This is a genomic window from Arthrobacter ginkgonis, assembly GCF_039540195.1.
Classification (GTDB): domain Bacteria; phylum Actinomycetota; class Actinomycetes; order Actinomycetales; family Micrococcaceae; genus Zafaria; species Zafaria ginkgonis.
In genome coordinates, this window is the sequence record NZ_BAABEO010000001.1 from 116,802 (window position 1) to 134,735 (window position 17,934).

A 17,934-nucleotide genomic window follows, 5' to 3' on the forward strand; every position below is an offset into this window, starting at 1 on the left:
TGGTGGTCTAGTTCCCTGTACTCGTTGTCCAAGTGCCCGCGTCCTCCCGCGCCTCGCCGAGCCATCGGCGGGCGTCGGCCTCCAGGTAGTGCCCCCGGCCGACCAGTTCCTTCAGGGTGCGTTCGGCCTCGTCGAGGTAGCCCTGGGCGGATCCGTAGCGGGCCAGGAGTTCGTCCGCGGGAAGCGGGAACTCGTGGCCCCGGTTCCAGTACTTTCCGGAGGAAATGGCGTGGATCCGGGCGGTGGGCTGTTCGACGGCGGGAACCTGCAGGCCTCCGCGCGGGTGGCCGAAATCGTCCCTTGCCAGCGACCCGTCCGGTGCGGCCTCCAGGGGAGCGCAGTCCAGGGGCGGTTCGCCGCCCCGGATCCACCGGATCAGGCCCTCCAGCGCGGCGTGGACCACGTGCGTGTGGGGGAAGCTGCTCCAGCGGGACCGGGCCGGCGGATCCTGGTCCGGGACGGCGTAGCGGGCATCGTTGTGGGCCATCCCGGCCACCTCTATGAAGCGGTAAAACGGGCTGGCGCAGTCGCGGTGGAGCAGGTCGCGCCCCTGGCCGGGAAGGCCCGCCGCGGAGCGGACCGACTCGATCTCCGCCTCGGCCAGGAGCTCGTAGGTCGGAACGGACAGCTCCGCGGGCAGCGGCTGGCCCCCGCTGTGCAGGGGCAGGAACCCGTCCACCCGGCGGGGCAGCTCCCCGCGCGCCACCTTCTCCGCGTAGCGGCGCACCACGCCGCCGGACTGCGAGGCCCCGGCCAAGATCACGGTGGACGGGCTCACGTTCTCCAGCCGTCCGCGGCCCACCGCATCCACCGCCGCGTCGAGGATCCCAAAGAGCAGCGGACTGGTGGCCCACCACTCGCTGGAGAAGGCGTCCGACGCCGCCCGGGTGTCGATCCCCGGCCCGATCTGGGACTTCAGCCCGGTGGTGCGGCCCGGCAGCGACACCCAGCCGTAGCGCTCCGGGTCGGAGGGCACCAGGTAGGTGAGGGCCGGGTGCGTTTGGCAGGCCACCTCCACCCACGCGTGCCCCGCCCGGACCAGTTGCTCGTGGGCGTGCCCCCAGAACGAGCGTCCGCCCCCGAAATGCATGGGTTCGACGACGCACACCCCGCTCGCGGCCTCCGGCGCCGGGCGGCGCACCAGCAGCCGGGTCGCGAAGCGCCCGCCGGAGGCCTCCCCGGCGAACCGGTATTCATCGGTGACGTACCCGTGCCCGGCGAGCCGGTCGGCATAACGGTCAGGGGAGGGGAGGGCAGCGCCGAAGGCCCGCTCCGGATCCGGGAGAAGCTCGATCCTGATGTTCCCGGCGCCGGTGTTTTCGATGCTCACGCCCGCCCGCTCTCGCCGATGGCCCGTCCCCAGGGGTCCTGCCGGGAGGTGGTGACGAATCCGCTCCAGCGCTCCAGCCGTTCCCGGGCGAAGCGGTCGGTGACGTCGAAGCCGTCGTCCCCGAAGTGGAACTGCGCCGGCTCGCCCTGCTCGAAGGCGGGCCAGACTAATCCGCCCACACCGCCGTCGTTCGGGTTGCCCGTGCGCGCAAAGGTGGCCAGGGCGTGGGACATGACCGGGGCGGCCTTGTGGTACGCGGGTTCGTCGACCGGAATCGCGCCCATTCCCACGTTGCGGAAGAAGATAGGCATCTCCGTGCCATGGAAGCTGCCCAGCGGCATGTCCTGGCCCAGCGTGCACCAGTAGCTGTAGACCGGCGCGGTGCCGAAGGCGGCCTTCGCCGCGGCCAGGCGGTGCGTGCGGATCGCGAACTGGTCGCTGAGGATGTCCAGCATGAGGTCCAGCAGCCGGAGGCGGGCCGAATCGCCGGACGAACCCCGGTACGGGCCGCCGGAGTCCCGGTAGGCGTCCAGGACGGCCCGGGCGTCGTCCGGGTGGTTGAACCCGGCGTCGAGGATGCGCAGGACCGTGGCCTCGTCGAGGTCGAAGTCAGGCTCCTGCCAGCGCGGCTGGCCGGCCATGATGAACCTGGCCTCGTCGATGGCCGTTCCCGTCATCAGCGGGATCCCGGCGGCGACGCCGGCCGCCAGGGCCTCCTCGGGGAAGGCCGGCAGGGACGCGGTCCCGGCCACGGGGGCGAAGAGCATGCCGTGGTCGGTCGGCTCCGCGCCGACGCCCAGCTGGGCCTGCACGGCCATGAGGCGCTCGCGGGGGAGCGCCCGCAGGGCGGAGGCGTCGTTCCCGTTGACCCCCAGCAGCGCCAGGGCCCGCTGCGCGATCTCCGTGGCGCGTGCGGGGTCCTTGTAGCCGAACGGCGGGCCGCCGTGCACCACGGCGCGGCTGAACAGGCCCTCGGCCAGGGGCGAGGTGAGGATCGCGGAGACCTTTCCGCCGCCGCCGGAGTGCCCGAAGATCGTCACGTTGGACGGGTCCCCGCCGAAGCCGGCGATGTTGTCCCGCACCCATTCCAGCGCAGCGACAAGGTCCAGCAGGCTCGGGTTGGCCTCGTAGCCCCAGTCGCCCCCGCCCAGTTCGCTCAGGTACAGGAACCCGAGCAGGGCCAGGCGGTGGTTGACGGAGACGACGACGACGTCCTCGGTGCGGGCGAGCTCGGCCCCGTCGGTGTGCGCGGTCAGGCCGCGGCCGGTGAAGAACCCGCCGCCGTGCATCCAGAACAGGACCGGCTTCTTCCCCGTGGTCCCGGGGGTCCACACGTTCAGGGCCAGGCAGTCCTCGGACTGCTCGTGGGACCCGTGGCGGGGCCGCTCCAGCTGGGGAGCCGTGGGGCCGGCGGCGTGCGCGGTGCGCACCCCGGTCCAAGGCTCCGGCGGGCGCGGCGGCAGGAAGCGGTTCTCCCCGCTGCAGGACCCGGCGTACGGGATCCCCAGGAAGGACAGGACGCCCTCTTGGGACAGGCCCTCCACGCGTCCGGAAGCGGTTGCGACGATCGGATTCGCTGCGGTGGGTGTCACGCGACCGTCACCTCCTCCGGGGCTTGCGTGCGGGAAGCCGCCTCGAACGCCCGGCCCCAGGGGTCGGTGAAGGCGGTCGCCGTGATGCCCGCCCACCGGGGGCGGCGCTCGGCCAGCCACGCGTCGGTGACGTCGAAGCCGTCGTCGCCGAACACCAGCTGGCTCGGCTGTGCCGGATCGTAGGCCGGCCACTCGATGCCGGCCACGCCGGCGTCGTTCGGGTCGCCGGTGGCGGCGAACGCGGCCAGCATGCGGCGCAGGACGTCCGACGCCGCGTCGTAGGCCGGACCGGTCAGGCCCGCGGGCCCGGCCCCGACGTTGCCGAAGAACAGCGGCATCTGCACGCCGTGGAAGGTGCCGTTGGGCTGGGAGTGGTTGAGCGTGCACAGGTAGCTGAACACCGGGGCCTGCCCGGAGCGGGCCTTGGCGTCGGCCAGGCGCGCGGTCCGCTCCAGGAACTGGTCGCTGAGGATGTCCGTGAGCAGGTCCACGTTGCGGCCGGCGTCGTAGTCCGCCCGGTAGCGGTCCAAAAGCAGGCCCGCGTCCGCGGCGTTGTCGACGCCGGCGGCGACCAGCCGCTCCAAGGTGGCCTCGTCCAGGTCGAAGGCCGGGTCGAGCCAGTGCGGGCGCGCGTTGTAGACGTAGCGCATCTCGTCGACCGAGGTGCCCGTCAGCAGCGGCACGTCGGCGTTCACTCCGGCCCCGAAGGCGTCCTGCGGCATGGTCGGCAGCGAGGCCGTACCGATCACGGGCGCGAAGCGCATCCCGTGCTCGGTGGGCTCGGAGCCGACGCCGAGCTGGCTCTGGGCGTCCATGATCCGTTCCAGCGGCAGCTCCTGGAGTCGCTGCCGGTCCGCCGACCGCAGCCCCAAAACCTCCAGGACGCGCTGCGCGGTGACGGTGGCGCGTCCGCGGTCCTTGAGCCCGAAGGGCGGGCCGCCGTGCAGGGCGGCCCGGGAGAACAGTCCGCGGGCCGGCGGGCTGGAGAGCAGGCTGCCCACCTTGCCGCCGCCGCCGGAGTGCCCCTTGATGAGGACCCGGGAGGGGTCCCCTCCGAAGGCGTGGATGTTCTCCTGGACCCAGCGCAGCGCGGCCACCAGGTCCAGCAGGCCCGGGTTGGCCTCGTGGCCCCAGTCCTCGCCGCCGAGCTCGCCCAGGTAGAGGAAGCCCGGCAGCGAGAGCCGGTGGTTGATCGAGACGACGACGACGTCCTCGCGCTGGGCGAGGGCCGCCCCGTCGGTCTGCGGCGAGTAGCCGCTGCCGGTCGCGAAGCCTCCGCCGTGGATCCAGACGATCACCGGGCGGCTGCCGTTCAGGCCGGCCGTCCACACGTTCAGCGCCAGGCAGTCCTCGGAGGGCTCGCTGGAGCTGGGACGGCGCGGGCTGGAGAACTGGGGCGCGATCTGCCCCAGCGTGTCCGCCGCGCGGACCCCGGTCCACGGGGTCACGGGCTGGGGCGGGAGGAACCGGTTGGCCCCTCCCGTGGGCGCGCCGTAGCGGATGCCGAGGAAGCGGATGACGCCGTCGGCCTCGTGGCCTTCGAGCCGTCCCGAGTTGGTGGTTGCGATGTGGGTCATGAGGCCGGCTTCCAGGTGAACTTGCCCGTCGGATCGATGAGGGAGTAGTAGCCCGGGAACTCCGGCTCCATGGTCACGTTGTCCACGCCCTTGACGTACTGGACCGAGTACGGCCGCACGACCGGGGCGAACCAGGCCTTTTCTGCGAGCAGCTCGACCAGTTCGGAGTAGGCCTTGCCCTGCTCCTCGTCGGTGGTGGTCTGGACGACCTTGTACTGGGCGTCGATCTCCTCGTCGACGGTGCCGAACGGGTTGGCCAGGACGTCGCGCTGGGTCAGGCCGCGGGCGGAGTTGTAGGCCGGGCCACTGCTCTGGAAGATCACCGCGGGAACCTCGCCGGCGGCGAACTTCTGGTTGAAGGAGGAGATCTCCGACTCCTCGTTGATCTTGATGGTGATGCCGGCGTCGGCCACGGAACTGGCGATCGCCTGGGCCACCGGGCAGGTGTTGAGGTTCTTGCTGCACGTCACCTCGAAGGTGAAGCCGTTGGCGTAGCCGGCCTCGGCGAGAAGCGCCTTGGCCTTGTCGATGTCGTAGCCGTAGTAGCCGTCGAGGGCCTCGTTGAAGCCGGTCTGCAGCGGCAGGCCCATCTGCGAGGTCGGATCGGCGTACTCGTCGCCGTAGAGCGCCGTGGTGATCCCCGCGCGGTCGATCGCGTAGTTGATGGCCTGGCGGACCTTCTCACTGCCGAGCTCCGGGACCATGGTGCCCTCCCGGTCCAGGAGGTAAAGCCCCACCACGCGTCCCGGGGCCGCCAGCACCTCGGCGCCGGCCTTCGCGGCGGCCTCGGCCGTCTCCGGCTTGCCCAGTGCGAAGTCGAGCTGGCCCGAGGAGAGCGCGGAGACGACCGTGTTCGGGTCGGACACGACCGTGACGACGACCTTCTGGTACACGATGCCGTTGGGGTTCCAGTAGTTGGGGTTCGGCACGTAGGTGTAGTGGTCGCCCGTCACCGTGGCGGCGGGATCGAGCTGGTAGGGGCCGGTGCCGATCGTGGCGGCGTCCAGCGAGCCCGGCTTGTCCATCCCGGCGGGAGCGGCGACCAGGCCTGCCGCGTACTGCTGGGACAGGATCACCGGCAGGTCGGGGTTGGGGGAGTCCAGGGTGATCCGCACCGTGGTGTCATTGACGGCCTCCGCCTTGGTCATGGCCGCCAGCATGGAGCTCTGGGTGGCCTTCGCGTCCTTGAAGTAGGCCAGCCACTCGGCGACGCCCTCGGCGGTCAGTTCGGTTCCGTCGCTGAACTTCACCCCGTCACGGATCGTCAGTTCGAACTTCGTCAGCGCGTCGTTGGTGAAGCCCCATTCGGTGGCAAGGCCCGGGACGAGCGTGCCGTCGGGCTGGCGGAAGATCAGCGAGTCGTACGCCGGCGTGTTGTAGATGAGCGAGCCGCCGCCGCCGGACTTGGCCGGGTCCAGGCCCGTGATGGGCGGGCCGTTGAACTGGACGTTGAGGACGTCGGCGTTGCCGGCGGCGGCACCGCCGGCCGTTGCCGTTCCGCCGCCGCCTGCGCAGCCGGCGAGGGCGAGGCTGGCCACGGCCAGGCCGGTGAGGAGGGTGGTGCGGGCGGCGACGGTCCGCCGAGGGGTTGACCACTTCATCGTGAATCTCCTGTTGCTTCCGAAGGTGCGGTGTTCTGAAGGTGCGGTGATTTGGCAGTGCGGTGCTGTGGAAATGTGGTGCTTGGGAAATGCGGTGGGTCGTGAAGGTAGGTGGCTCAGGCGGTGGCGCGTGCCGCGGCGGCCTGGGCGCGGCGCAGGCGCTGGGCTCCCGGGTTGGGCAGCGGCGCGGCGTCGATGAGCGCCCGGGTGTAGGCGTCGGAGGGGGCGTTGTAGATGTCCAGCGCCGGGCCCTCCTCGACAATGCGGCCACGGAGCATGACGTACATGCGGGTGGCGAGATGTTTCATCAGGGCCAGGTCGTGGCTGATGACGAGGTAGCTGATGCCGTGCGCTTCCTGCAGGTCCAGCAGTAGGTTGACCACCTGGGCCTGGATCGACAGGTCCAGGGCACTCGTGGGTTCGTCGCAGACAATCAGCCGCGGCCGCGGCATCATGGCCCGCGCGATGGCAATGCGCTGGCGCTGCCCGCCGGAGAACTCCCGCGGGTAGCGTTCCATGGCGGCCGGCGGGATGCCGACCTCGTCCAGGACCGCGAGCGAGCGCTTGGCGGCCTCCCGGCGGGAGAGCTTCAGGTGCACCACCGATTGGGCGAGGATCGCCGAGATCGGCAGGGCGGGGTCCAGCGAACTGTAGGGGCTCTGGAAGACCGCCTGGGCCCCGGCGTCGACCACGCCGCCGCGGTTCCTGGGGTCGATCGTCTTCCCGTTGACCGTGATCGAGCCTTCGGCGATCGGGGTGAGCCCCAGGGCCGCCATGGCCAGCGAGGTCTTGCCGGAACCGGATTCGCCCACCAGGGCGACGGTTTCCCCGACGCCGACCCGCAGCGAAACCCCGTGGACCACCCGCTTGAGGCGCTTGCCGCGCCCGTACTCGATGGAGACGTCACGGATGTCGAGGGCAGTGATGCCCGGAGCGTCAGTTTGCGTCACGGCGGAGTTCCTCCCAGCGGATGCAGCGGACCTTGCGGCCGTCGTCGGTCGAGGTCAGGGGGATGGGACCGGCGGCGCAGGCCGCCGTGGCGAACGGGCACCGCGACTGGAAGCGGCAGCCTTCCGGCCAGGCGTTGGGGCTGGGGACGCGGCCGGGAAGGGCCGCGAGGCGTTCCCCGGGAACGCCCTGGGAGGGGTTGGCCTCCAGCAGGGCCCGCGAGTACGGGTGGCGCGCGTCGTCGAACAGGTCATCCACGGTGCCGACCTCCACCACTTCGCCGGCGTACATCACCACGCACCGGTCCGCGATGTCCGCAACCACGCCCCAGTCGTGGGTAACGAAGAGGACGGCGAGGTCGGTCAGGGCCTGGCGTTCGCGCAGGAGGTTGAGCACGCCGGCCTGGACCGTCACGTCCAGGGCCGTCGTCGGTTCGTCGGCGATCAGGAACTTGGGGTCCGCGGCCAGGGCCCGGGCGATGCACACGCGCTGGGCCATGCCGCCGGAAATCTCGTGCGGATAGAGCTTCAGCACGTTCTCCGGGTCCCGGATGTCCACCTGGGCCAAGAGTTCCAGCGCCCTGGCCCTGGCCGCCTTGCGGTCCAGGCCGGCATGGCGGCGCAGCGAGTTCGTCAGGATGGTGCCGACGGTCAGGGACGGATCGAGGGCGGCGACCGGCTCCTGGAAGATCATCGAGATGCCGTTCCCGCGCGGGAGGGTGTCGCCGTCGTCGGACAGCTCGTACGTCTTCCCCTCAAAGACCGCGGTGCCGCCGTCGACGTGCGCGCTGGGCGGGAGAAGCCCCGCCACGGCCCGGGCCGTGACGCTCTTGCCGCACCCGGATTCGCCCAGCAGGGCGACGGTCTCTCCGGCGGCGACCTCGAACCCGACGTTCTGGACCACGGGGATGCGGGAGGCGCCGTGGCCGAAGCTCACGGTCACCCCGTCCACCGAGACCAGGGCGTCGCTGGGGCGGGAGGCCCCGCCGCCGGTGGTGGCGGCCGCGAGCCGCTGGTTGGCCACGAGCTTCCGGGCCCGGGCGCTGCGCCTGGTCGCCGGCGGGCCCTGCCACCGCTCGGCGAGGGAGTCGCGCACGCCGTCGCCCACGAACCACAGGGCCAGGGTGGTGAGGGTGATGATGCCGCCGGTGGGCACCAGCATCCAGGGGCGCGTGTGGATGAGTTCGGCGGCGTCGCTGATCAGGTTTCCCCAGGTGGCGGTCGGGGGCTGGGGCCCCAGGCCGAGGAACTCCAGGCCGCTCTGCACCACCACGGCCACGCCGGACACCAAGGTCATCTGCACCACGATCACGCCGGCGACCTTGGACCGGACGTGCTTCCACATGATGCCCAGGTCGCCGATGCCGCTGATGCGGGCGAAGTCGATGTACTGCTCGGCCCGGACGCCGAGCGTGGCGGAGCGGACCACCTTGGCCACGGGCGGGGAGATCAGGATGCCGAAGACCACCATCGCGATGACGATGTTGTGGGGGAAGACCGCCAGCACGGCGAGCAGGAAGATCGTTGACGGGACCGCGATGATGCCGTCGAGGATCGAGCTCACGACCTGGTCGGTCCGGCCGGCCTTGAAGCCGGAGAGGATGCCCACGGGGACCCCGATGGCGAAGGCGACGGCGACAGTCAGCAGCGCCGGGCCCAGGGTGTTGGCGCCGCCGTAGAGCAGGCGGGAGTAGACGTCCCGGCCCAGGGTGTCCGTCCCCAGCCAGTGGGCGGCGGAAGGGCCCTGGCTCGCAGCGGCGAAGTCCGTGGCGTCGGAGGCGTAGGGCGCGATCCACGGCGCCAGGAAGCAGGCGGCGGCGAGCGCGATCAGGAAGAGGGCCGCTGCGACGGCGGCGCCCTTGCGCAGGTACCGCAGGAAGAATCCGGGGCGGCGCTCGCCGGCGGGTTGGGGTGCGGCCACGGAGGCGCCGGGTGCCGCCTCGGTGGCCGCCGGGGTGGTGGTTTGTGTGGTGGACATGCTCACTTCACCTGCACCTTCGGGTTGAGGCGGCGGTAGGTCAGGTCAAGGACCAGATTGACGAGGACAGCCAGGATGGCGAAGTAGACCACGACGCCCTGGATGGTGGTGATGTCCCGTTGGGAGGTGGCGCTGACGGCGATCCCGCCCAGCCCGGGCAGGCCGAAGATCTTCTCGATCAGGACGGTTCCGCCAAGGGACCCGACGAAGTTCAGCCCGATGATGGCCAGGATGGGGGCTGCCGAGTTACGCAGCGTGTGCCAGTAGACGATCGTGCCTTCGCGCACGCCGTCGGCTCGGTGGGCCAGCGTGTATTCGGCGGAGAGGCCGGTCAGCATGGCGTCGCGGGTCTGCTTCGCGATGCCGGCGAAGCCGCCGATCACCATGCTGAGCACGGGCAGCGTGATCGACGTGGCCCATCCGCTGAGGGAGACCGTGGGGCTGACGTAGCCGATCGCGGGGAAGATCGGGAACGTGACCGCGAGCAGGGTCACGACGATCAGGGCGATCCAGAAGTTCGGGAGGGCGCTGCCGAAGACGGCCGCGAAGTCGACGGTCCGGCCCAGCCAGCGGCCGCGGTGGGCGCTGATGCAGCCGACCAGGACACCGAGGAACGCGGAGATCGCAACCGAGGGAATGACGATGGACAGGGTCACGCCGAGCCGCTCGTTGAGGCTTTGGACCACGTCCTGGCCGTTGACGATGGACTTGCCCATGTCGCCCTGGACCGCGTTGACCAGCCAGTGCCAGTACTGCAGCAGGAGGGGTTCGTTCAGCCCGAGCTCCTGCCGGAGCGCCTGGTACTCGGCGGGGGTGGCTTCGGCGCCGGCCAGGATCATGGCCGCGTCGCCGGGGGCGACCCCGATCAGGATGAACGTCACGAAGGAGACGCCCAGCAGCAGCGGAATGCCGGACAGGAGCCGGCGGAGGATGATCTGGGTCATGGCCTCTGGGCCTCTCTGGAGTGGCGGCGCACGTCAGCGCTCCAGGAAGTTGACGTGGCGGCCGCGGCGGATGAAGGTGGCGTCGAGCCCCGCGTCCCGGGTGATGGTCTCGACGTAGTCGATGGACTCCTGGGCCGCGTCGCCGTCCACGGGGACGGGGATGGCGTCGGTGTCGATCAGGCAGGGGATGAACCCGGCCTCGACGATCCCGTCCCGGTCCGCGACGACCCGGGCGATCATGGTGTGCCGCGAGTCGCGCGGGAACGGGAAGGGGGCCCGCCCGGGGTCCGGGCGGAAGAAATCCAGGCTCGGCGCGTTCTTGGGTCGGGGCCGTTTCCCGTGGTGCCCCAGCGGGTCAGACTCCTCCGTGTAGGCGGCGACGAAGTGGTTGATGCCGTGGAAGATGGGACGATCGCGGTACACCTCGACGCCGCGCAGGATGTGGGCGTGGTGCCCGATGACGACGTCGGCGCCCGCGTCGACGGCGGCGTGGGCCAGCGGCTGCTCGTAGAGGGCCAGCCGCGCGTGGACGAAGCCCATGCCCTTGTGCAGGCTCACGCAGACGACGTCGGCCTCCTCCTTCAGGGCGGCGATGTCCAGTTCCATCGCGGCCAGCGACTCGGGATCGAGGCTGGTGAATTCCGCGGGCGCGCTGCCGGGGGAGGCGATGTCGAGTTCGTAGTGGTTGATGATCCGGATCGGGGCGACGCCGGCCTTGACGGTGGTCGCCCACGATTCGCGCGGCCCCACGGCGTTGTAGCTGAGGAAGCCGAAGCGGATTCCGTCGCGTTCGACGATCGCGGGCCGCCGGGCCTCGGCGATGGTCATGCCCGCCCCGGTGTGCTCGATGCCGCGCTCCCGCAGCGCGGCCATCGAGTCGCCGATGCCGTGGGGCCCCTGGTCGAACATGTGGTTGCTGGCCATCGTCATGACGGCAAAGCCGCAATCGGCGACGCTGTCCAGGAAGGCCGGCGGGTTGGCGGGGGCCGGGATGTCGACGACGCAGACCTGCCCGCGGTCCGTGTGCGGCCACTCGAGCTGTCCGATCGCGATGTCGCTGGACCGGAGGATGTCGCGGCTGGGCGCGAAGTAGCGCTCGGGGTTCGGGGCGGAGAGCATGACGTCTCCGACGAAGGCCATTTCAACGGGCATGGGTGGAGCTTCCTTTCACGGAGGCGTTGGCGGAGGCGAAGTGGCGGTCGATGACGTCCCGGACGGACGGCCGGTGGCGCAGCTGCAGCAGGTCAGCGGCCAGCTCCTCGGGGTCCGCGATGGGCCGTGCGGAATGGGCGGAGTTGTCGATGAACTTGGCGGTGAGCGCCGCGGCGTCCAGGGGCGATTCGGCGCTGCCGCGCGGCCGGTCGACGTCCAGGACGACCGTCTGGCCGTCGTCCAGGTGCAGGGTGGTGAGTCCGGAGGTCATGTGTTCCGGACGGTCGCGGTTGGGGTCCACGGTGAAGGAGACCTTCTCGGCGACGGCGAGCAGGTCCGGGCGGCGCAGCTGCTCGGGGGTGAAGGACGCCAGGGTGATGTCTCCGTCCACCAGGGCCAGCGCCACCGTGTAGGGGAGGCTGAACTTCGCGTCGATCGCCAGACGGGGAGCGCGCTTGGCCGCCAGCGGCTCGGCGAGCATGGTGTTGACGGGGGCCCCGCTGAGCTCGATCGAGCGGATGCGTTCCACCTCGACGTGCTCGCGCAGGCGCAGCGCCGCGTCGACGAAGGCGTGGGTGCCGCGGCAGCTCGGCCAGGGCTTGAAGCTGACCTTCGGGCCCCAGAAGGTTTCGCCGAACCCGTCGAGGAGGGCCTCGGCGTCGTCCGCGGCCAGGCCCGCGTAGGCGGCGAAGAAGCCCGCCTTGCCCTCCAGCGGGGCGGCGAAGCCGCGCAGTCCGCGCGCGGCCAGTTCGACGCCGCGGACGGCGGCGTGGCAGGCGAAGGCGTCCCGGACGGCCCGCATGTGCGAGTCGGGGCTGTTCTTGATTTCGCCGCTTGCCGACATCTGGGACAGGGTGAAGGTGACAGCGTCCACCAGCTGCGCGGGCGGGAGGCCGGCGATCAGTCCGCCGGCGAACGTGGCGCCGATGGCCCCGGCCAGCGGCGGGGGATACCAGCCGCGCTGGGCGAGCCGGTCCCCGGACACCGCCGCGATGCGGCAGGTGATGTCGCAGCCGATCGCGATGGCGGCCAGGGCCTCCGCTCCGCTGGCGTCGTGGTGTTCGGCCAGGGCGAGCACCACGGGAATCACCTGGGCGTTGGGGTGTGCGGCCAGCCCGTCCACGGCGTCCTCGAAGTCGAGCGCGTGGGCCGCGGCGCCGTTGGCGAAGGCGGCCGCGGCGGCGGAGGTCCGCAGTCCGGTCCCGAGCACGGTGCTGCGGCCCGCGGCGGCCTCCTCGGCGACCAGCTCGGCGAACGGGGCCACCCCGTCGGCCAGGGTCGAGGCGGCCAGGGTGACGCCCACGGCGTCGAGCAGCGACAGCGATGCCGCGGACAGCGCGGCGGCCGGAAGGGGCGCAGCGCCCAGGGCGGCCACGCGCTCCGCCAGTTCGAGGGTTAGTGCTCTTGCCACGAGTGAACTCCATCGTTATCTCAGGAAACCTGATAAAGAGAGTCACACGGGGAAAAACGATTGTCAACGGTTCGCCCGGACGTAAATTTGTCGCGTATTTTCCGCCCGAGGGGTCGGTAAGGGAGGTCCCCAGGGAGGGGCGGGGCCGCGGGGCGTTACGGGATCCGGAACTGCGGGGAGTGGAGCCGGATGTTGTTGCGGCACGTGCGCAGCGCGCCGAGCAGTGCACTCCGCTCCGTGCCGTCCAGGCCGTCCAGCATCCGGTCCTCGATCGCGGCGATCCGCGCCGCGTGCTCGGTGAGGAAGGCCTGGCCTGCGGGCGTGAGGGAAATGATCAGCCGCCGGCGCCGGGCCGGGTCCTCGCGCCGGGAGATGAAGCCGCGCTGGGACAGGGCGGAGACCAGGTCGGCGGCCGACTGCGGGCGCATGAAGGAGAACCGGGCCAGGTCGGACTGGGTCATGTCCGGCCGCCGCTGCAGGGCGGTCAGGGCGGTGTACTGCAGCGCCGTGACCCCGGTGGGGCGAAGCACCTCGTCCAGGGCGCTGCGGATGCCGGCTTCGAGCTGCTTGATCACGTACATGATCGTGGGTTCGGACGGAAGGGCCTCCCCGGCCGTGAGGGTCTGTTCGGAGCCCCCCGTTGATGCTGTCGGCATGGCGGATCTCCTTTGATTGCTGGCCGGTGTGGGGTTGTTCGCGGGCCCGGTGGCCGGTCCTAGATGGCGGTGCCGCCCCAGGGGGAGTGGGGCTGGGCCAGTTGGGCGAGCTGCTCGTCGTGGCCGGCGATGATCTGCCGGAAGCGCAGGACGGCGTTGGGCGCCAGCGCGTCGTAGATGGCCATGAAAAGCGTCCGGGCGCGCGGCCGCGGCCAGTTGGGCGGCAGCAGTTCGGCGGGCAGTTCGGGATCGATGCTCCGGAACGCCAGCCATTCGCTGGTGAGCATGGTCCGGCGGATCAGCGCCTGGGACGGTTCCACGGCAGCCGTGGTCACCTGGCGCAGGGTCTCCTGGTGCCGGGCGATGAAGTCCTCGTAGGCCGCCGCGAGGCTCTCCAAATCGAAGGCCTGCGCAAGGGCGTCGGGGGTCTCCAAACGCCCCCGCCACCGGGCTCGCATCACGTGCCCCCGGCCCACGTGGAGTTCGTCGAGCAGGGCGAGCGCCTCGGCTTCCAGGTTGCGGGGGCTGATCCACATGCCGTCTTGGAGAACGCCGAAATGCAGGGCCTTCAGCCCGTTGCGCAGGTGCCTCCGCGTGTCCCGTTCCGTCTCCGGGATCGAGTAGCTGACCACCGTCCACTGCCCGTCCCAGTCCGTGAAGTCGGCGCCGAACTTGATGGCGCGGTCCAGCCGTTGCAGCTGGTCCTGGACGATCGGCGAGGGAATGCCGTAGAAGGTGGTGCGGCCCTGCTTCGACTGGGTCAGCAGGCCGGCGGCCGTGAGCCGGCGCATGGCCTGGCGGGAGGCCATCTCGTTGGCGCCGAACTCGGCCAGCAGGCTCACCAGGGCCGCAGAGGGGAGCGGCTCCGAGCGGGCGTACCAGTAGTCGCCAAGGAGGCTCACGAGGATGTGCTGCGAGTCCTTGCCGGTGTGGGGGCGGGGCAGCCGAGACGCGTCGGCGGGCGCCGGGGCCGTGCCGGGCGGAGCGGGATTCTTCATGGGACCACCACCATACGTCGGGGGTGGCCGTGGCGGTTCGGGGAGCGTTTCATCCCGCGGCCTTCATGCTGGCGGCCTCGACGGATGCGGCCCCGACGGCGATGGTGAGGGGGTCGAGCTCCAGGCCGGGCGGGTACGCTCCGCCGAACAGTTCGCTGCCCTCGCCGGTCAGGATCGGGACCAGGGGCGGCCATAGGAGCGTTTCCCCGATCCGGGCCGGGGCGGCCGGCCGCAGCGTGGCCAGCTGGATCCGCCGGTCGTCCGGTTTCCCGGTGGCGGCGGACAGTGACCCGCCCGCGGGCGTCAGTTCGACCGCGGGGCGGTCGACGGTGATGGCGAGCGCGCCGAAGTGGCCGCTGAAGCGGACGGTTCCTCCGAAGCGGAGCGTCCAGGCGTCCGGCCCCGGGTTTGCCGCGGCGGCTGCGGGGAACCGGAACAGGCCGGTGGCGTCGACGTCGGCGCCGTCGGAGATCGCGCAGGTTCCGTCCGCCATCGATGTCAGGTACGCGACGAAGGAGCCCTTGACCCTCCAATACAGCCCGGAGGGGACGTCGCCGGGGATGAGGTCCGTTTCCACGTACCAAGAGTTCCGGTCGTCACTGATTTTGTCAAACATTTATGGGTTCCTATGCTGCCGCTCACACGTATTCCCGAGAGGTGTCCGCCCGGATTTTGGCCCTTCTGATGCGCCCTCCCCTTTTCGCGGATCCCGCCGGCGTGCACCGGGGCCGGCCCTCTGCCGCGCGGGGTCGCGACCGCAGCGACATCCCCTCGGCCGGGCCCTGGGCGCCGGCCGAGGGCGGCAACTCCGTGTCGGGGAGCCCCGTTGGCGGCGCGTTGGAACATAGTGGTGTACCCGGTGGTTGTACTCCGGGTTGGGAAAGGAGAAGCGACCAATGAACGATCAGCAAACGGTGAGTATCGGAGACCTGGATGCGGTGCCCGAGGGAGCGGACAGGTTCATCGTGCGGGACCGGAGCCGGGACCTGGTCCTCGGCGACGTGCGGAAGGCCGACGACGCGCGGTTCGAGGCCCGTAGGGCCGACGGATACTTCGCCGGTGCCTTCAAAACGCTGGCCGAAGCGATGCGGACCCTCGCCGGCGACCGGTAGGCAAGGCGCACGCGCCGAACCCCTGGCGGACTGGCTCCACCGGGGTCGGCGCCATGGCCAAAAGCCTGCGGCACTTCCCGCTCTCTGGCCGAAGCGAAATCAAGGGACTGCTTCACACCCTTGACATGCCCGGGTGCGGGGAGAAGGGTGGGCGGTACGGGACCGTGAGCTCGGCGGGCCGATCTGTCCGGCTGCCCGGCAGCCGATCAAAGGTGATGCCGGGCTGGCCCCCCTGGACAGAGGAGGACCCCTTGCACGTACCGGCCACCCGCGGCCCCGTCTCCGCCGAACTGCTCGCCGCGCTGGGCCGCAACGACTTCGACGCCCCCTTGCCGACGCTGGAGTCGGCGGTGGATGCGGCGCTGCGCGCCACGGACGACATCCTGTACGACGACGACCTGCAGCTGGCGCTGCTCTGCCTCTACGAACTGCACTACTCCGGGATCGAAGGCGTGGACGACCGCTGGGAATGGCACCCCGCGCTGTTGGCCGTGCGCTCCCGGATCGAGTCCGCCTTCGAGGACCGGCTGCGTAGTGGCATTAAGGTCGGAGGCATTGAGGCAGCGGGCGCCGAGTTCGAAGACCGGACCATCTCCAGCGCGCAGGGTGTCGCCGAGGCCCTGTTCCGGATGTCCGAGGGCGGGGACGGACCCTCCGTGTCCGACTTCGTGGCCCGGAAGGCCACTCTGGACCAGGTCCGCGAGTTCCTGGTCCACAAGTCCATCTACCAGCTCAAGGAGGCCGACCCGCACACCTGGGCGATCCCCCGGCTGCCTGGCCGAGCCAAGTCTGCCATGGTGGAAATCCAGGCCGACGAGTACGGCGGAGGACGGGCCGGACGGATGCACTCCGAGCTGTTCGCCCGGACCATGGAGGGCGCCGGCCTGGACCCGGCCTTCGGGCGCTACGTGGACCTGCTCCCGGCGATCACGCTCGCCTCGGTCAACGCCATGAGCCTGTTCGGGCTGCAGCGCCGGCTGCGCGGAGCCATCGTGGGGCACCTGGCCATCTACGAGATGACCTCCTCCATCCCCAACGCCAAGTACGCCCGGGGTTTCCGCCGGCTGGGCTTCGAATCCCCCGTCACTGACTACTTCGACGAGCACGTGGAGGCGGACGCGGTCCACGAGCAGATCGCCGGCCGCGACCTCGCCGGAGGCCTGGTGGAGTCCGATCCGCGGCTGGCCTCCGACGTCTTCTTCGGTGCGGCGGCGGTGTGCCTGCTCGACGAACTCGTCGGGGCCTGGCAGCTCGGCGCCTGGCAGGAGGGGCGCTCCTCGCTGCTCGCGGCGCTGCCCGCCCCGGAGGCCGCATGACCCGGACAAGGGACGGCGCGCCGACCGAAAACGGGCCGGGCGCCGGCGTCGAATACGTGCTGCCGGTGCGCTGGATGGACAACCGGCGGGACGAGGAGCTCACCCGCTACCTGCGCCGGCTGGTCCGCTCGGTCGATGTCACCGTCGTCGACGGCTCGCCCGCTCCGGTGTTCGAGCGCCACGCGCGCCTGTGGGGGACGTGGCTGCGCCACGTGCGGCCGGACGCGCCCCGCGGTGAGGGGTACAACGGCAAGGCGGTGGGCGCGATGACCGGGTTGCGGCTGGCCCGGCACGAGCTGGTGGTGATCGCCGACGACGACGTCCGCTACAGCCGCCGCTCCCTGCGCCAGGTGGTGGACCGGCTCCGGGACGCGGACCTGGTGCGGCCGCAGAACTACTACAGCCCGCTGCCGTGGCACGCCCGCTGGGACACGGCCCGCATCCTAGTCAACCGGGCGTTCGCCTCCGACTACCCGGGGACGCTGGCGCTGCGCCGCTCCAGCCTGCCGGACGGCTACCGGCAGGACGTCCTGTTCGAGAACCTGGAACTCATCCGGACCGTGCGGGCCCGCGGCGGTCGCGAGGAGCGGGCCGACGACGTGTTCGTCGCCCGCATCCCGCCGACCGCCCGGCACTTCTGGTCCCAAAGGGTGCGCCAGGCCTACGACTCCCAGGCCCAGCCCGCCCGGCTCGCCGCCGAGTTGGCATTGCTGCCGGCGCTGCTGCTGCAGTCCCGGCGCCCCGCCGGCTACCTGCTCTGGACCGCCGCCTGCATCGGCGTCGCCGCGGCCGGGCGCCGGCGGAACGGCGGAACCACGGCGTTCGGGGCCTCGGCGCCCGCGTGGGCTCCCTTGTGGGTCGCCGAGCGGGCGGTCACCGCGTGGTCCGCCCTGGCTCTGCGCGCGGCCGGAGGCGTCCCCTACGGCGGCTCCCGGATCCAGGACGCCGCCTCGCCCGAACGTTCCCTCCGCCTCCTGGCAACCGAGAAAGGGGCGAGGCCATGAGCGCTTCCGAAAACACCGAAATCGGCACCACTGAAATCCGCAGCACCGAAATCACCGTCTGCCCGCAGGGGCCGCTGCTGGTCCGCGGGGAGATCGAACTGCGCGACGCCGAGGGCCGGCTCATCGAACCCGGACGCGGGACGGTGGCCCTGTGCCGCTGCGGCGCCTCGGCCAGGAAGCCGTTCTGCGACGGCAGCCACAAGCTCACCGGCTTCGAACGCTCCCGCGGAGAGGCCTAGCCTTCCTGCGCGCGGCGCACCCGCCGTCGTGCCCGATCCGCACGGGAGGCGGGGACGACGCCGTGGTCCCGGGTGCC

Annotated in this window: 16 protein-coding genes; 4 read left to right on the forward strand and 12 right to left on the reverse strand. The window is 71.3% G+C overall.

The window, feature by feature from the left end:
- Window positions 1–7 precede the first annotated feature (7 nt).
- The 12 genes from ABD912_RS00500 to ABD912_RS00555 form a co-directional block, all read right to left on the reverse strand.
- Window positions 8–1,330, reverse strand: a complete 1,323-nt coding sequence (locus tag ABD912_RS00500; protein ID WP_345147661.1) for an alpha/beta hydrolase domain-containing protein — start codon at window positions 1,328–1,330, stop codon at window positions 8–10.
- Window positions 1,327–2,922 carry a carboxylesterase/lipase family protein gene (locus ABD912_RS00505; protein ID WP_345147663.1) on the reverse strand — a complete coding sequence of 532 codons (1,596 nt, stop codon included), beginning with the start codon at window positions 2,920–2,922 and terminating at the stop codon, window positions 1,327–1,329. Before ABD912_RS00505 ends, ABD912_RS00500 begins: the two co-directional genes overlap by 4 nt.
- The gene (locus ABD912_RS00510; protein WP_345147664.1) at window positions 2,919–4,499 is read right to left on the reverse strand and encodes a carboxylesterase/lipase family protein; all 1,581 of its coding nucleotides are present in this window, start codon (window positions 4,497–4,499) and stop codon (window positions 2,919–2,921) included. Before ABD912_RS00510 ends, ABD912_RS00505 begins: the two co-directional genes overlap by 4 nt.
- Entirely contained in the window at window positions 4,496–6,100 is a 1,605-nt protein-coding gene (locus ABD912_RS00515) for an ABC transporter substrate-binding protein (protein ID WP_345147665.1), read from the reverse strand. The genes ABD912_RS00510 and ABD912_RS00515 overlap by 4 nt, the downstream gene beginning before the upstream one ends.
- A gap of 116 nt (window positions 6,101–6,216) precedes the next feature.
- Window positions 6,217–7,050: an ABC transporter ATP-binding protein gene (locus tag ABD912_RS00520; protein WP_345147666.1), complete on the reverse strand. Its 834-nt coding sequence runs from the start codon at window positions 7,048–7,050 to the stop codon at window positions 6,217–6,219.
- A complete protein-coding gene (locus ABD912_RS00525; protein ID WP_345147667.1) occupies window positions 7,037–9,025 on the reverse strand; it encodes a dipeptide/oligopeptide/nickel ABC transporter permease/ATP-binding protein in 1,989 nt (662 codons plus the stop codon). The genes ABD912_RS00520 and ABD912_RS00525 overlap by 14 nt, the downstream gene beginning before the upstream one ends.
- 2 nt (window positions 9,026–9,027) lie before the next feature.
- Complete coding sequence (locus ABD912_RS00530; protein ID WP_345147668.1) at window positions 9,028–9,969, reverse strand: ABC transporter permease; 942 nt, start codon at window positions 9,967–9,969, stop codon at window positions 9,028–9,030.
- Between the two features lie 33 nt (window positions 9,970–10,002).
- On the reverse strand, window positions 10,003–11,121 hold the full coding sequence (locus ABD912_RS00535; RefSeq protein WP_345147670.1) for a CapA family protein: 1,119 nt from the start codon (window positions 11,119–11,121) through the stop codon (window positions 10,003–10,005).
- A complete protein-coding gene (locus tag ABD912_RS00540) occupies window positions 11,111–12,532 on the reverse strand; it encodes an MmgE/PrpD family protein (protein ID WP_345147671.1) in 1,422 nt (473 codons plus the stop codon). The genes ABD912_RS00535 and ABD912_RS00540 overlap by 11 nt, the downstream gene beginning before the upstream one ends.
- Window positions 12,533–12,687: 155 nt before the next feature.
- Entirely contained in the window at window positions 12,688–13,188 is a 501-nt protein-coding gene (locus ABD912_RS00545) for a MarR family winged helix-turn-helix transcriptional regulator (RefSeq protein ID WP_345147673.1), read from the reverse strand.
- Between the two features lie 59 nt (window positions 13,189–13,247).
- Window positions 13,248–14,186: a PaaX family transcriptional regulator gene (locus ABD912_RS00550; protein ID WP_345147675.1), complete on the reverse strand. Its 939-nt coding sequence runs from the start codon at window positions 14,184–14,186 to the stop codon at window positions 13,248–13,250.
- Between the two features lie 49 nt (window positions 14,187–14,235).
- Window positions 14,236–14,802, reverse strand: coding sequence for an HtaA domain-containing protein (locus ABD912_RS00555; RefSeq protein ID WP_345147676.1), 567 nt, complete (start codon window positions 14,800–14,802; stop codon window positions 14,236–14,238).
- 280 nt (window positions 14,803–15,082) lie between these two features.
- Here ABD912_RS00555 and ABD912_RS00560 point away from each other — a divergent pair, with 280 nt between their 5' ends.
- The 4 genes from ABD912_RS00560 (at window position 15,083) to ABD912_RS00575 (ending at window position 17,857) form a co-directional block, all read left to right on the forward strand.
- Complete coding sequence (locus ABD912_RS00560; RefSeq protein WP_345147678.1) at window positions 15,083–15,298, forward strand: hypothetical protein; 216 nt, start codon at window positions 15,083–15,085, stop codon at window positions 15,296–15,298.
- 251 nt (window positions 15,299–15,549) lie between these two features.
- Window positions 15,550–16,614 (forward strand): iron-containing redox enzyme family protein, encoded by a 1,065-nt coding sequence (locus ABD912_RS00565; protein WP_345147680.1) that lies wholly within the window; start codon window positions 15,550–15,552, stop codon window positions 16,612–16,614.
- Window positions 16,611–17,618: a glycosyltransferase family 2 protein gene (locus ABD912_RS00570; RefSeq protein WP_345147681.1), complete on the forward strand. Its 1,008-nt coding sequence runs from the start codon at window positions 16,611–16,613 to the stop codon at window positions 17,616–17,618. The genes ABD912_RS00565 and ABD912_RS00570 overlap by 4 nt, the downstream gene beginning before the upstream one ends.
- Window positions 17,615–17,857, forward strand: coding sequence for a CDGSH iron-sulfur domain-containing protein (locus ABD912_RS00575; RefSeq protein WP_345147683.1), 243 nt, complete (start codon window positions 17,615–17,617; stop codon window positions 17,855–17,857). Before ABD912_RS00570 ends, ABD912_RS00575 begins: the two co-directional genes overlap by 4 nt.
- Window positions 17,858–17,934: the final 77 nt, after the last annotated feature.